The sequence below is a fragment of the Mycoplasmopsis cynos genome, from assembly GCF_900660545.1.
Lineage (GTDB): Bacteria > Bacillota_I > Bacilli_A > Mycoplasmatales > Metamycoplasmataceae > Mycoplasmopsis > Mycoplasmopsis cynos.
The window spans coordinates 586,176-601,539 of record NZ_LR214986.1 but is presented as its reverse complement, the minus strand read 5'-3'; the positions used below and the strand labels follow the sequence as shown (position 1 = coordinate 601,539).

The window sequence follows — 15,364 nt, the reverse complement described above, 5'->3', positions numbered from 1 at the left end:
TTTTTTAATTATATTGTTGCACTTGACTTTGCAATTCAGCAAACATTTTAATTGAATAAAACAATCTTTATCACTCGATATTTTAATTTCATATTTTATTTCAGATATTATTAAACTACTTTAATTTTAAAATTAATTTATCTATTGATTCTTCAAATTCTTCCATTCTATTTTCTTTGTTGAAAAACGGTAGTCCTATTATTTTATGATTATCAGAAAATAATCCTTTGACAGTTGCTAGATTTTCTATTTGTAAAGAAAAACTTTCTTTCCATGCATCTTTTTCTAATAAATGTGTTCCTTTAGGTTCAACGTACCCTTGATATGTTAAATTTCCATCAACTTGTTTTTTTCTAATAAATAGTAAAAAGTCTGGTTCTAATCTTTCTCCAGCTTCAAATGAGTAGATGGCAAGTTCAGGTATTCTTTCATTACGAACTACATAATATTCTAAATCTTTTTCTTTTAGTTTAGGCTCTATGGAAGTTTTAAAATATTTTATGAACAATTTTTCTTCACTTGTACCATAATTATCATTAAAAACATACCAACTTTCATTTCTTAAATCTAGTCTGTATTCGTCGTTAAAACAATTATTTTGCAAATCACCTTTACCACCATTAGAATCGATTTTTTCCATATATATTTTCTTGTTTTTTATGACTTCTTTTAATAATTTAGGAGTAAATTCTGTGGAACCAACAAATTCTTGTTTTAAAGAACTCACATGAGAAGATATTGAAACTAAAGCTTTTTTTACAGCCGAAAATATATCTCTACCTTTTAATTCATCAGTGGAATAAGTTATTTCAATATTTGAATTTCCTAAAAATTTATCTGATGTAAAAAACTCAATTTTAGAATTTAAAGTAGGATATTTTTGTTTTAAAATATCAAATCTTAATTCTTCAAAATATTCACTAGCTCCTAATAAAATATTCAAATCCATTTCTTTAAATTTAATATTATTAATTTTTGTATCTATTAAATTATTTTTTTTCGTTTCATCACCAAATAAGTTAATTACATTTCCGCTTCTTGAAAGTGCTGTATAATAGTAAGTTTTTGTTCTCGTACTAGGCTCGATTGTAGAAATAGTATCTCTTCCTTTGGGCAATCTTTTATTTGTGAAAACATAACCTTTTCTATAGAATTCGCTATCTTTAAATTCTTCTTTTAATTTATACTCAATCGTAATTGGATCAGGCGATTGGAGTCCTGTTTCAATTAAAGCTTGTTTTAATTCTGAAATATATTTTGAATCATTTTTACTATGGAAATACATCGTTTCTAAAATACGATTTTTATTTTCAATATCACCATCATATTTGCGTTTAAACTTAAAATCTTCGTCTTCTTCTATAAACGGACAATATCTAGCTCCTCTACCTATCAACTGTGCTTCCTTTATTGTATAAGAACCGACTTTTCCAGCTTTTCCACTTCCTTGTCTTGTATCATAAAGACGAACAATATCAAATAAATTTAATACATCCCAACCTTCATTTAACATATCAACAGAAAATATTGCCCTAATTGGATTTTCTGCATCTTCAAGGGAGTTTACTAATAGTTGATTTTCTTTATTGTTATCTGAAGAACCATTCATAATAATTGAAGTGTCCACTGTAAATGAATTTTTAATTGAATGTTCTAAAATTTCTAAACTTTCATCTTTTTCTTTAAAATATCTTATGGCCTCAGTTAAAATATCAATGCCTATTGATTCTAAACCTTTAATTTCATCTGTAGTTAATTTTTTAACACCTTTAAAAAAATCTTCATAAAAATTTTGCGACTCTACTATTTTTTGAGATTTTAGCATTATTACAGGCTTTATATTTAATTTTAAATCTGCAAATAAGAATTTTCTATATTCACTCATGACTAGTGCAATTAAAGTTCTAGTTCATAGATCGGTATCAGTTGCAAAGTTTTGAAAATCTTTAGTATATCCACTTTCTCTAAATGAAATGAGTGGATAATTAAATACTATTTTATCTTGATATTTATTAAGAACATTTTTATCTTTTAAATCACAAGTAGCCGTAAATTCGAGCATAATGCTATCTCTATTAGAGTGTAATGCATTCATTACAGATTCTTCCCAACTCTTTTTAGCATTTTTTTCGTCGTTCGTAGGATTTTTTGTTAGTGAATTGACATGATGGCTCTCATCAGAAATAAAAACTACTTTATTATTTTCGAAGTCATCATAGGTCAGTGAATTTTCTTTCGCTTCAAATAGATCCATATGAAGTTTTTGTGTAGTAGTAAACAATATTTCGATATCATCATTTAACGTGTTACCGCTAAAGTTATTAACTTTTTTAATTCTTATTTTATTGCCTAGGTGTTCAATTGTATCATCAAACAAGTATTTACTAGAAAGAGTGTTAGTAAAATTGTCTATAGTTTTTTCTAACACGTTCGTCTGATTAACAAAAAATAAAAATTTTCTATATCCTTTCGTATAAAGGTAAAGGATAAGACCAGCCATAATAACTGTCTTACCACTGCCTGTTGCCATGTGAAAAAGGGTGTGTATCTGCTTGTTTTTTCTTAAATTTTCATTTTCAAAATAAGCAACAAAATTTTTGAAGGCGTCGATTTGATATTCGCGTAAAAGTATTTTAGGGGATAGCCCTTTTTCGATTATTTGTGGAAGTGGAGTAAGGATGCCGACTTCCTTTAAAATGTCTAATTTTTCATACAAAAATTGACTACTCATGTTTTCCTTCCATATAGAAAGATTTTGTAAAGACTTTATCTTTTTCGCTAACGTTAAAGGTTTTATCCTCCATATCTGAAAAGTTTACATACAACTTATTTTTATCTATAAGTTTAATGAGAGTAACTTTCTTTTCTTCAAGAGAAAGTTTTTCAAATTCTTCGTCTACAGATTCTAATTCATCTTTGGTAATGTAGGGTATAATTCCATTATCAGAGTAAATACTTTCTTTTATTTGAGAAATGTTTGCTTCTGTTGCTTCTTGCACTTTTGTGATTAATGTATTTGCATTTTCGAGAAGTTCGCAATAAACGAAGGATCCTCCACCTTGCCAATTATTCCTTTTTGATGTTCCGCTTTGCTCTCCTTGTAAAACTTTATTTAATCTACGAAAAGAAATATCAATATGTTTATTTAATTGTTCTATACCTATATATTTTAAGCCCATTTTATGAGCAACCGCGGCCGATGTTCCGCTTCCCAAGAAAAAATCTAAAACCAAATCGCCTTTTTTAGTGTGAGCCTTAAAAATACGTTCTATTAATTTTTCAGATTTTTGCCCCTTAACTTCATCATCTTTTTCTAACATTTTTGAAACTGTTTCTCCAGAAAACGAGACAATAGCTATGCTATTTAAGTCATCATATTCGCTGCCGTTCCATACATCCTCAATCGGATAACGTTCAGCATTACTTATTGCTATACTCTTAAATTCTGAGCTTGGAATATAGTTCTTAATAAAATCTAGTTGATTTGTATTTTTTGAGTAAAATAAAATAGTATCATGATTTCGTATCCAATTATTATCCACCGACTTATAACCTGATATCCAGCCAATTCTTCAAACTATTTCTCTTTCAAAATTCTCTTCCCCAAATATAGAGTCCATTAAAATTTTCGCATAATGCACTTGATGATAGTCTAGTTGCACATAAATTGCTCCATCTTCTGATAATAACTTTTTTGCAAATTCAAGTCTATTTTTCATAAAAGTTAACCATGTGGAACGATTAAAAGAGTCATTATATCCAAAACTATCGCTTCCTGTATTGTAGGGCGGGTCTATATATATGCACTTTACTTTTCCTTCATATCTTTTTAGTAATGATGATAATGCTATTAAGTTGTTACCTTTAATAATTAAATTATCATCTTCATTAAAGGTAATATTTTCTTCTATTCTGTCTTTCGTATATCTTTTTGCATTTGTAAATACTTTAGGAGCTAACATTCTATTTATTTCATCACTAGCAATAGTTTCGTTGTAAAAAATTTCTTTTCTTTTTTGATCATCCTTATCTTGACCGCCTTCTAGCACACAGTCTTTGTAAGGAAAATCCAGAACAACATCATTAGATTTAGAAATAAATTCGCCATTATGTGTTAAACCAATCTTATTTGTATATCTAGTATATGAATCTGGTAAAAATTCTTTTGATTCAATAAACCATGCAAATTTTTGTTTATCAAACACCAAAGTTCCATTTACATTCTTAAAAAATATATTCTTTATATTTTCATCACTTAAAAGAAGTGTCAATAATCTTTCGTCCATAGTCATTACATCAGCATAAACAGTAGCTTTTAATAAATTACCATCTTCCGAAATATATTTTGATTCTGTTTTTAACAATTCTGCTACTAATTCTAAAATATTTTTTTTTCATTATTTTACCCCCTAATTAAAAGTGACAATCTCTCCGATTGTAGTATCTAAAACTTTTGTAATTTTATATAAAACTTCCATACTAACAAATTCACCTTTGCTCATTTTCGCAACAGTAGCTGGTGCAAGTTTTGCTTCTCTAATCAAATCAGCTTTTTTCATATTTTTATCAATAAGAAGTTTTCATAGTCCGTTATAGTTTGCTTTCATAAATTTTCCCCATTCATAAACATGAAGTTTTTATTCTGTTTTATTGTACCATAATTTCTAATAAATTTCTTGTTAGACAATAAAAAAGACAGCTCCTAAGGGCTGCCACAACCGAAAATTGTTGGTTATAGTTTTTTAGGTTTAGGTATACTAGGTGCTTTAACATCACTAGTATTTGTTGCAAAACTAGTTGCTAGAAAATGGGGTTGAAAACTAGGTATAAAACTACCGAAGTTTATGAATAAACAAAGGGTAAAGTAAAATAACACCAAACTAGGTGTTATTTTACTTTGATTTTGTTAATTTAAAATTGAGGTCAAATTTTAAATCAGTTAAAAATTGCATTTGAAGAAGAATAAAAAAACAAACATACTCAATAAATCAGGGTTTGCCCTGTATTTAATTATAGAGTATGTTTGTTTTTGTTATAATTTACTTAGATTTGTGTTTGTTATTCTCAAATCTCTAACATTCTTTGTTAGCAAAAGAGAATTTACACAAAATATCCTACAGTACCTGATACAAAATTTCTTCTTCGTGATTTCAATTTTGTATCATTATTCAATATTCATTAATTAATAAAGAATGAAATTTAAAATTTCAAAATTTTGTTTATATGTAATTTATAAATTTCACCAATTAGATCAGTATTAGAAAAACCTTTAACAACAGTATTCTTACTAGCTAAGGCTTCGAAATCTATTTCTTCAATTAATTTTAATAAATAAGGGTTTTCAGTTTTTATAAATATATATTGTCTATTTCTTTTTAGTTCATCAGGATTTGTTATTTTTTTAGAATAGTCATAGTATCCCTGCCTAACTATAGCGAAATTTCAATTATAAAATTCTTTATCAAAATATTTAAGGGTTTCTTTTGTATTGTTGTGTATAAAAAGTTCTAATCCTTTTATTTTTTGGACATTATTATTTCTTAATCTCTTATCACTCAATCAAGTTTGTACGTTTTTATTTGTCCAAATTTGGAATGAACATTTAACTGAATATTCCCTATCTTTTACAATAAATGAGTTTTCAGGTAAGTATTCACTATATATTAATTTTGCACTTTCTTTAATTCTTTTTTGAACCAAATATCTATTAAAAGTATTAGGAAGTATCATACACACGATATCAGCAAATTCAAGAGATTTATTAATAAATTCAATCGCTAAATTACCTCTTTTACCAAAAGGAGGATTTGTAATTACTAAGTTATTATTCTTGTTTGTAATATATTTATTTATTTTCAATTTTAAAAAATCTGCTTTTTTTATGAAATTATTATTTTTTGGTTCTATGTCAAAAGCATAACACTTTTCATTGATATTTAAGCCAATTTTATACAAAGAATCAATAAAATTACCAGTTCCCGCGGCAGGTTCAAATATTTTATACTGCTCTAAATTAAACATACTATGAATTTTTTTTACTAAGTAATCAGTGACTTTTGGGTTTGTATAAAATTGGTCTAATTTATTATTTTTCATAGTTTTTTAATCCTTCTAAAAATTCAAATACATGCTCTTTTCATTTCATTTTTTTAGAAAATTCAAAAATATCAAGACTGTCATCATTACCAAAAATAAAATCAGTTCTTGTTAAAAAATCAGTTCTAATTTTAGGATATAGGCCAAATGGATTGAATGATTTATTATTTTGCTTTAAGTTTGTAAGCAAGTTATTAATTTTTTCCTTCTCATTAAATTGTTCGAAATGATCGTTTAAAATTATTCGTGTATCATTACCTACAAAATCATTTCCTAAAAATATTATTGGACTATGCTTTTCTGTATTTGCATAAACATAAATAGAATTTGCCTTTGGCATATTGCTATTTCATTTTGGTAAATTAGAATTTTTATTTTTTGTAGAAAATTTAACTTCTAAAGGGAAAATAAAATTATCAGTTATGATTAAAAAATCAGGGAAATTTTGTTTACCAAATGGTTGATATATATATATATATATATATATATCATTATTTTTATAATCTTTAAAGGGATTTTTAATAACTTGTATATTGTTCTTACTTAAAACTTCCTCTTTTAAATTTCTTTTTAAATTATCAAACTCTTCTTTTTGAATTTTAAAAATATTTTTATTTATATACATATAAGATTTTTCATCAAAACTTGCTTCTTTAAAACCACATGTATCTAATATGTTTCTTATAAAATTTTCAAATTCAGACCCTTTATTACCATTTTGATTAGATTTGGTAATTTGTTTTAAAAAATCAATGAATGCACCTAATCCTTTGTCCATATGTTCTCCTATTTCGAATTTGTTTTTCATTTTTGTTTTCTGAGTTAATCATCTGAGATCGTGAGTGCGTGTGCGGGAGCACACATTTATGTACGCATAATACGCACACACACAAGATTTTACGTTAAAATTATAAAGCAATTGTATAAAAGTACAATTAATTTCTTTTAATATTTTATAAAAACTCTATAATTTAATTATAAATAAATTTATAATTAAGGGGATATTATGATTGCAGATAAAAATGATTTAAAAATGAAGATGATAATGGATGAATATGAAAGTATCATTTTTGATAGATTTGAGCAAAAAATAAGTGCTCATCCAATTATTATTTTTACCGATTATTTAGATAATTACTATTACATAAAAGCTAGAAGTAAATATAATGATAATGGAAAAATTAAAAAACCTTTTGATGGCGAGATTACTATTAAAGAATACGAAAAAGGGTTACCAAGTAAAGATAGTTACGTAGATTTAACTCAAATTTTTCAAATTGAAAAAGAAACTTTTTATAAATATTTTAAGGGAAATAAAATATTTTTATCTACAGAACATTTAAAGTTAACAGATATTAAAAAAATTTATGATAATTTAGCAAGAAATCTAAAACAAGAACCCCCATATATTACTTTTTCATATGTTTATGAAAATGAAAAAGGTAAATTAAATTCATATGTAGCATATTCTGAAAAAAGTTTATTAATTAATGAAGGTAAAAGAAAGCATCACCAAAATGCTGACTCATTTATTAATGCTGTATTAGAAAAAAGGAGTAAAGATAAAAGAACATTAAGCAAAATAGAAAATGTTTATTTATCATTAAAAGATTATTATGATGAAATAATTTATGAAAATGAAGAAAATAAACAATCAAATTCTAATGCATATACAATATAAATTAGTACCTTAGGGTATTTTTTATACAATTTTTATATGAGTAATTATAAAAAATGAGTTAAAGATGAAATAGAAATACCAACTGATATAAATGGAATGATTTATAAAAAATATAATAATGAAATTAAGAAAATTGAGTCTGATATCATTCAAGAATTAAAAAATGCTGAAATATTATAGATATGTTAATAAAAAAGTAGAAGCAAGATAATGAATCTTGCATTTTTATTAATTTATGCTTTCTATGCGTGAGTGCGCGCTCACGCACGCGTAGAAAGTAAAAACACATTATTAAAAATATGAGATAGTTTTATAATTTAATTATAAATAATAATATTTATAATTAAGGAGAGATATGGTTTGAAATAGAGATGACTTAAAGAGAAAAATGATTAAAACTGAAAAAACGATTATTTTTGATAGGTTTGAAAAAGAAAAAAAATATCATCCAGTGATAGTTTTTAGTGATTATTTTGATAATTTATACTATGTAAAATCTAGAAGTGTTTATGATCAAAAGGGAAGACTAAAAAAACCGATTAATGATGAAATATTAATTACAAAACGAAAAAAAGGGTTACCAAGTAAAGATAGTTACGTAGATTTAACACAAATATTTAAAATTAGTAAAGATGATTTTGAAAAAGTGTTTAATAAAAATGATGTAATTTATTTGGATAGCGATGATCTAAACCACGAAGATATAACAAAAATTTATAATGGATTATATGAAAATTTATCTCAAGAACCCCCCTAATGTTTCTGTTAGTTTAGTTTTTGAAGATGAGGATAAAGTGTTTAAGTCTTATATGATATATTCAGAAAAAAAACTCTTAGATTATGATTTTCAAAAAATGACATTATCTCCAATGGAATCCAAAAAATATAAAGAATTTATAGATGACGTTATTCAAAATAGAAATACCGATGAAGATTTTAAAGATGAAGTTCAAAATATAAAAAATGCTGTAAGGGAGGAATTTAAGTATTATGTATATTATTTAAGGGAAGAATTGAAAGAAAATTCTATTATATTTAATGAGCTTGAAGAAAAAGCGGAACATGAAGCTTTAATTTTGTGTGATTCAGATAATGAAAAATATTATTTATCAATGCGTGATAAATTGGATTATTGGGGCGAAACATGAGAACTAAATGATAATCATATTTTAGTTACTATAAATAAAGACAATAATAAAGTACAGAAATTTATTAATACTTCTTCAATTTTTAAAATTAGTGAAAATAATTTTAATGCTTTTAATAGAAATGAAATTATATATTTATCATCTGATATCTTTGTTCAAGAAGATATTGAAAAAATAGTAAATAAAGTTAATGAAAATATAGAAAATAATTTAAATATTAGCTTTATAGAAGTAACTAAATCAGAAGATAAAAATGAATTAGAAGCTAAAAATCTTTATTCAAGTAAGGAAAAACTAAAACTAGCATTTGAAGAAAAAATATGATATGATGAGCAAATGTATAAAGATTTTAGCAGGGAAGTATTAGTGAATAGAAATCATCAAAACTTAGATAAAATAAAAGAATTTAAAGAAATTTTTAAAAACTGATATAAAGGTTATTTAAAAGAAAATAAACAATCAAATTCTAATGCATATACAATATAAATTAATGCCTCAGGGTATTTTTTATACAATTTTTATATGAGTAATTATAAAAAATGAGTTAATGATGATATTAACAAAATGGTACAAAATTGAAATAACGAAGAAGAAATTTTTAGAACAAAAATAAGACTTGAAAACAATAAATTTAAAACATGAAAAGTTAAAAAAATAAGACGTAGAAAAATAATAATTAATGGTAATGATTTTGAATATAAATTAGGTGTTTATATCGACAAAAATACAAGGAAAAGTTTTACGTATTATCATAATAATGAACTCAAAAGAATAGGTAAGAACAAATATTATTATAAAGATATTTATAATCAATTTTCTAAGCAAATTTGAGCAAGAAGAAAATGCAATGAACAAAAACTAATTCCAAAATATGTGTTAGATTATCATTTAAAAATTGGAAATTTATCTTATGATTTTAAAAACAGTAAAAATAATTTTGATACTAATAATTTAGTACAAATCCATATAGATGATACATATATTAAAGAAAATTTAGGTCATAAAAAAGTTAAAAGATGTCTTAGAAATGTATTTTTAATTGATAAAAATAATCAAATTCATACTCTAATTTTTAAAGAAAATTATAAAAATTTAACTTTTATTTGTAGTAAAATAAAGGAATTTTTTGGTCATAATTTTGATGTAAGAAAAATAAAAATTAGTGGTGATGGCGCTAAATTTATTAATACAATTTCACAGAATTTAGGTGTAAAAAGATACTATGATTTATATCATTTTAAAAAATATTTATTTAATGTTTTTGGATATACTAGAACAAAAAATAAGCAAAACTATAATTTTCTTAGATATTTTGGAATAGAAAATTTATATGAAATTTTAAATAATTTCTTAGAAAAGTTAGATTTTTTATCAGTAATATTGATATTAAAAAATATTATAAACTTTTTAAAAAACACAAAAACCTATGCAAAAAAACTTAAAGAAATAAAGTCGTTTTTAAGATTTTTTATTCAGAATGAAAAGTATATTTTTAATACGTTTTTGAGAGAAAATTATCATGGTGGAAGAGCAGAAATTTACATAAATCATATAATCAAAACCCCCATTTACAAAAGATTTAGTTTGTTTAATTGAAAAAACTACAAAAACCTTATTCAATTAAAGAGTCAAAAAATAAGTTTCGATTTTTATTAAGTGTATTGAAAATAGCGTCTTTACTGTATACACTTTATTTAGTCTTTTATATATATTAAAATAATATATATAAGATTTTTACTGTATGCATTTTACATACACTTTCCCATACACTATTTTTAAAGTGTAGTGAAAAGTGTATATAGACAAAATATAAAAGAATATATTACTATGTAATATATTAAAAGAAACAATAGAGCATTTTCGTTAGAAATTTACGCGGTGTTTCTTAACACTTTAAAGTGGGCGTGAGCGCGCGCGTACATTAATGTTTAAAAACATTAATGTTAATAATGCAAAAATACAAAAAAGTGCATACAGTAAAAAATAAGTAAAAAATTATAATTATTTAAAAAAGAATGTCATAATTTTTGTAGAAGGATATGTTGTTGATATTATCCTACCCCTTTTTATGCCACTATCGATTTTTATCTAATCGTCTTAAAATAAAACTTTTATTTTAAATCAAAAATTTCTTTTATTCTAGATTTTAAATATCCACTTTCAGCCATTTTATAATTCATTAAAGATATATACCTAAATGCTTTATTTAATTGATTTTTATCTTCGTTATCCCAACAATTGCCATCAGTAATTAATGCAAAATTTATTTTGTTATTATTTAAGTCGCTATTTCTGTTAATATAACTATCAACTATTTCCTCTGGTTTAGACCCTGCAGCAAAATAATAGTTTGCTTCAATGTTTAAAACAACTTTATCTTTAATCAAAATAAAATCTGCTTTTCTATTAGCAATATCTTCATCCACTTTAATTCCATACTCTTCCAACACTTTAAATTGTTTTTGAATAAGAAGCGTAATTTCATTTTCGCTACAAATAGGTGAAATCACCTTTTCGCATAAATCTTCAAATGCAGTACCACTTCTATTTTTTCTACCATTAGAATCTAAACCAACCAATACTCCTATCACATAATCTGTAACACTTTTTTCAATAATGCTATCAAATAAATTTTTCAAACCCATATTAACAAAAAAATTATAGTATTGTTCTTTTTCGTCATCATCTAATCTTTTTTTTGCCTTTTCTATATCAAATTTAAACTTTTCACAAACACCTTTTATATGGTCTGCTATCTCCAATTCCATTTTCCCTCTTTTCAACTTATCTCTTTCTGCTTTACTTAAAGCAAATAGCAAAGGGAATGTTGTTATTACCTCTGGTAATTTATCAAGTAATTCATAAAATTTTGTTTTAAAATCATTGCATTTAATTAAAGAATCCATAGCATGCAATTCAATACTGTTTTCTGTCGCTTCTTTTATATTATTCCAATTTACAAAAAAACTATATCCTCTGTTAGTAGTTAATAAACTATCAACAAATATTTTAACTATATCACTATTATTTTCCATTATTAAACTCCTTATTTAATCTTTTATTTATTATATTTTCTTATTCTATTTCTATTGCATTTCTTCTTGTCTTATAAGCAACCGCTAGGCTTGTTCCTGCGTCTGCAAATGAGTCAATAATTAAATCATTCTCATTATTAGTTGCAAGGATAAGTTTTTCCAATAAATATATAATATTTTGAGATGAGCGATATTCAAATTCTTTTTCCTTTATATTAATGCAAGGAGCGGTAATGACATCCTTCATTTGTTTATCGCCATTTAATTATTTCATCAACTTATAATTAAAAATACGTTTAGAATTCTCTTTCTTTTTTGCCTATATTATATATTCTATTGAGTGAATAAAGTACCTACAAGATAAAGTTGGTGGTGGGTTTGTTTTTTGCCAAGTAATGTGATTTAAAATTTTAAAACTATTATCTAACAAAACATTTTTCCACTAGAAGAAGATATGTACCTCTCAATAAAAAGTATGGTGGATCTCCAAAAATCATATCTATACTTTCTTCTTTTAGAGTTGGTAAGTTTTAAAACAATCATCATTAAATACTTTTATTTTATCAATATTCATAATTTGTTATAATAACCTCTTTACCTGTCCTATTACTAGCTTTAGAATTTATATTTCTTTTAACATCGACCACTTCTATCTTATATTCAGAATATAAATCTCTAATTAATTTAGTATTATGGTTTGTTAGCATCAATAAGCACCCTTTTTTATCTAATCTCTTAAAAACTTTTGATAATCTAATATGACTTTCTTTATCAAAACCGTCTTTAGTGTATGAATCAAATGATGTAGGATTTAAAGGAGCATAAGGACTATCAAAAAAAATAAAATCTCCTTTTTTAGCATTGATTAAACTTTCTTCAAAATCTAAATTTGTAATATTAACATTTTTCAAATACTCGCTTATATTGAGTATGTTTTCTTTATTGTAAGAATCACATTTAAGTTTATTGTTAAAAGGAACATTAAATAATCCTTTTGAATTAACTCTGTACAATCCATTAAAACATCTTTTATTTAAGAAAATAAATAAACTTGCCATTTCCACATCATATTCTCTAGATAGTATCTTATTGTTAAATTTATCTCTTATATTATAGTATGTTTCTTTTGTACATTCGATTTTATCCAATTCACTTAATAAACTAATTATCTGACTTGGATTTGTTTTTATTATATTATAAGCATTTATCAATACAGAATTAATATCATTTATATATGCTTTTTGTGGTTTTAGATAAAAAAGAATTGCACCTCCACCAACAAAAGGTTCATAATAGTTTTTTATTTGTTTTGGTAATCGTTTTTCAATTTCATTAATTAATTGTTTTTTGCCTCCTGCTCACTTTACAAAAGGTGTTAAATTACTATTAGTCATTTTATTATTATTCCTTCAGATATCTGTATATATTTCTGCTAAATCTTCAACTTTACATTCTAAAGCTAAACAAATCTTTTCTATTGATTCAAGGTTTATATAATTACCTTTACTAATTCTTGCGATTATATTGCTTGTTTTACTGCTTGCTCTTTTTAAATTTTCTTTATTTATTTTTTTTCAACTAATAAGCCCCATAAATTTATATATTCCAAAAGTCATATGCAACTTATTAGTAAAAAAATGTTATTTAAATTTTACTAAAGTTTTTATTTTAAAAAAGTTTATAGGATTAGATGAACGTTTTATTTTTATACCTTTTTCATTTAGAATTTTTTCAAATGCTGTTTGATTGTTTTCATTACCTTACCCCAAAATGTTCTTCTTTTACTGAAAAAATCATCTTAGGAAAGCCGTGTTTTTTAAAAACCATTTCTAGTAATCTTTTATAACCTAATGTTGTTTCTTGTTCTTCGAATCAAACCGCTAATAAACAACCAGTAGTCACATCAATAGCGTGATATAAATAGGTTTTTTATCATTAAGATAAGGTTCAAATTGTGCATCAATTTCAACTATTTTCCGTAACTTAAATTTATTTTATTTTTTCAGCAATTAATATAAAAGATCTCTCTATTTTTTTAAAATTTGTTAATTTTTTTGTTTATTTAAATTGAACAATATTTCCATATTTAAGTTATATCACTTTTATCAAACCTATATCAATTTAATTCTTCCACTACCTTATATAAAAATCTAGGTTATTTCGCATTTTGTAGAATGTTAAAAAAACTTATTATGCTTTTTATACAATTACTTTATAATTTTAATGTTATATTATGTGTGTGCACGTATTATGTTTTCACCGTACACGCAAAGTTAGGGACTATATAAACTTAATATTACATTAATAAAAAATGCAAATAATATTTAATTACCTAAATGAAAAATAAATTAATATCATAAATTTTAAAAAAATAGCAGCAATCTATAAAAAAGGAGATCAAAATTTGAAAAGTATAGAATTATTTGCAGGTGCAGGAGGAATGGCTTTAGGTTTAGAAAAAGCAGGATTTAATCATATAGGATTAATTGAAATAGATAAATATGCAGCAAAGACACTTAGAATAAATAGAAAAGAATGAAATGTTTTGGAAGAAGATATCGAAAAGGTTGCTGAAAGAAATTTAGAAAAAGAATTTAGTATAAAAAAGTATGAACTAGATTTAATTTCAGGTGGTCCCCCTTGTCAAAGTTTTAGTTATGCAGGGAAAAAAATGGGATTAGAAGATGTTAGAGGAACAATGTTTTATCATTATGCTAAATTTTTGAATAAGCTACAACCAAAAATGTTTTTATTTGAAAATGTAAAAGGCCTATTGTCACACAATAAAGGTAAAACACTTGAAACAATTTTAACTATCTTTAAAGAACAAGGATATTATGCACAATATAAAGTTTTAAATGCAGCAAATTATGGAGTTGCTCAAAAAAGAGAAAGGTTAATAATTGTTGGAATTAGAAATGATTTAAAGGATAAAATAATATTTAAGTTTCCAAAGGAGCATAAATATAAATTAAATTTAAGAGATATATTAGTAAATGTCCCAAAAAGTGAAGGAGCAAAATATTCAAAAGACAAAGAAAAGTTATTTCAATTAGTTCCTCCTGGTGGATATTGGAAAGATATACCAGAGAAATATGCGAAAGAATATATGAAAAGTTGTTGGTATATGACTGGAGGCAAAACTGGAATATTAAGAAAATTGAGTTTGGATGAACCATCATTAACAATATTAACAACACCACAAATGAAGCAAACAGATAGATGTCATCCGGTCGAAAATAGGCCTTTTACCATTAGAGAAAGTGCAAGAATTCAATCTTTTCCTGATGAGTGAGAATTTTTTGGAAGTATGGCAAATAAATATAAGCAAATAGGAAATGCAGTTCCTTGTAATTTAGCTTATGAGATTGGTAAAGAAATAATTAAGAGTTTAAAGGGATAAA

15 protein-coding genes and 1 pseudogene are annotated in these 15,364 nt (G+C 24.6%); 6 read left to right on the top strand and 10 right to left on the bottom strand.

Annotated features, from left to right (window positions below):
• Window positions 1–115: 115 nt before the first annotated feature.
• The 5 genes from EXC48_RS02955 to EXC48_RS02935 all read right to left on the bottom strand — a co-directional run bounded on the left by EXC48_RS02955 (window position 116) and on the right by EXC48_RS02935 (window position 6,874).
• On the bottom strand, window positions 116–2,731 hold the full coding sequence (locus EXC48_RS02955; protein WP_129720699.1) for a DEAD/DEAH box helicase family protein: 2,616 nt from the start codon (window positions 2,729–2,731) through the stop codon (window positions 116–118).
• Window positions 2,724–4,364 carry a DNA methyltransferase gene (locus EXC48_RS02950; RefSeq protein WP_220101834.1) on the bottom strand — a complete coding sequence of 547 codons (1,641 nt, stop codon included), beginning with the start codon at window positions 4,362–4,364 and terminating at the stop codon, window positions 2,724–2,726. Before EXC48_RS02950 ends, EXC48_RS02955 begins: the two co-directional genes overlap by 8 nt.
• A 45-nt stretch (window positions 4,365–4,409) precedes the next feature.
• The gene (locus EXC48_RS02945) at window positions 4,410–4,607 is read right to left on the bottom strand and encodes a helix-turn-helix domain-containing protein (RefSeq protein ID WP_129720697.1); all 198 of its coding nucleotides are present in this window, start codon (window positions 4,605–4,607) and stop codon (window positions 4,410–4,412) included.
• Window positions 4,608–5,199: 592 nt separating this feature from the next.
• Window positions 5,200–6,096 (bottom strand): hypothetical protein, encoded by an 897-nt coding sequence (locus tag EXC48_RS02940; protein ID WP_220100388.1) that lies wholly within the window; start codon window positions 6,094–6,096, stop codon window positions 5,200–5,202.
• Entirely contained in the window at window positions 6,086–6,874 is a 789-nt protein-coding gene (locus EXC48_RS02935; protein ID WP_129720696.1) for a hypothetical protein, read from the bottom strand. The genes EXC48_RS02940 and EXC48_RS02935 overlap by 11 nt, the downstream gene beginning before the upstream one ends.
• Before the next feature lie 228 nt (window positions 6,875–7,102).
• Here EXC48_RS02935 and EXC48_RS02930 point away from each other — a divergent pair, with 228 nt between their 5' ends.
• The 5 genes from EXC48_RS02930 to EXC48_RS02915 all read left to right on the top strand — a co-directional run bounded on the left by EXC48_RS02930 (window position 7,103) and on the right by EXC48_RS02915 (window position 10,581).
• Window positions 7,103–7,777 carry an Mbov_0400 family ICE element protein gene (locus tag EXC48_RS02930; RefSeq protein ID WP_129720695.1) on the top strand — a complete coding sequence of 225 codons (675 nt, stop codon included), beginning with the start codon at window positions 7,103–7,105 and terminating at the stop codon, window positions 7,775–7,777.
• A gap of 36 nt (window positions 7,778–7,813) precedes the next feature.
• Window positions 7,814–7,957 (top strand): hypothetical protein, encoded by a 144-nt coding sequence (locus EXC48_RS04675; RefSeq protein WP_165035640.1) that lies wholly within the window; start codon window positions 7,814–7,816, stop codon window positions 7,955–7,957.
• Between the two features lie 175 nt (window positions 7,958–8,132).
• Window positions 8,133–8,534, top strand: coding sequence for an Mbov_0400 family ICE element protein (locus EXC48_RS02925; protein WP_129720694.1), 402 nt, complete (start codon window positions 8,133–8,135; stop codon window positions 8,532–8,534).
• Window positions 8,506–9,411 carry a hypothetical protein gene (locus EXC48_RS02920; RefSeq protein WP_129720693.1) on the top strand — a complete coding sequence of 302 codons (906 nt, stop codon included), beginning with the start codon at window positions 8,506–8,508 and terminating at the stop codon, window positions 9,409–9,411. Before EXC48_RS02925 ends, EXC48_RS02920 begins: the two co-directional genes overlap by 29 nt.
• 36 nt (window positions 9,412–9,447) lie before the next feature.
• Window positions 9,448–10,581 carry an Mbov_0401 family ICE element transposase-like protein gene (locus tag EXC48_RS02915; protein ID WP_129720692.1) on the top strand — a complete coding sequence of 378 codons (1,134 nt, stop codon included), beginning with the start codon at window positions 9,448–9,450 and terminating at the stop codon, window positions 10,579–10,581.
• A 455-nt stretch (window positions 10,582–11,036) separates the two neighbouring features.
• On the opposite strand, the gene EXC48_RS02910 is transcribed toward EXC48_RS02915, so the two are convergent.
• The 5 genes and pseudogenes from EXC48_RS02910 to EXC48_RS04670 form a co-directional block, all read right to left on the bottom strand.
• Window positions 11,037–11,960, bottom strand: coding sequence for a DpnII family type II restriction endonuclease (locus EXC48_RS02910; RefSeq protein WP_129720691.1), 924 nt, complete (start codon window positions 11,958–11,960; stop codon window positions 11,037–11,039).
• 40 nt (window positions 11,961–12,000) lie between these two features.
• On the bottom strand, window positions 12,001–12,207 hold the full coding sequence (locus EXC48_RS02905) for a DNA methyltransferase (protein ID WP_129720690.1): 207 nt from the start codon (window positions 12,205–12,207) through the stop codon (window positions 12,001–12,003).
• 313 nt (window positions 12,208–12,520) lie between these two features.
• Entirely contained in the window at window positions 12,521–13,354 is an 834-nt protein-coding gene (locus EXC48_RS02900) for a DNA adenine methylase (protein WP_129721072.1), read from the bottom strand.
• Window positions 13,355–13,387: 33 nt separating this feature from the next.
• Window positions 13,388–13,552, bottom strand: a pseudogene (locus EXC48_RS04890) (helix-turn-helix domain-containing protein); the annotation flags it as partial.
• A gap of 163 nt (window positions 13,553–13,715) precedes the next feature.
• Window positions 13,716–13,862, bottom strand: a complete 147-nt coding sequence (locus tag EXC48_RS04670) for a hypothetical protein (RefSeq protein WP_165035637.1) — start codon at window positions 13,860–13,862, stop codon at window positions 13,716–13,718.
• A gap of 502 nt (window positions 13,863–14,364) precedes the next feature.
• Here EXC48_RS04670 and EXC48_RS02890 point away from each other — a divergent pair.
• The gene (locus tag EXC48_RS02890; RefSeq protein WP_129720689.1) at window positions 14,365–15,363 is read left to right on the top strand and encodes a DNA cytosine methyltransferase; all 999 of its coding nucleotides are present in this window, start codon (window positions 14,365–14,367) and stop codon (window positions 15,361–15,363) included.
• The last annotated feature ends 1 nt before the right edge of the window (window position 15,364 follow it).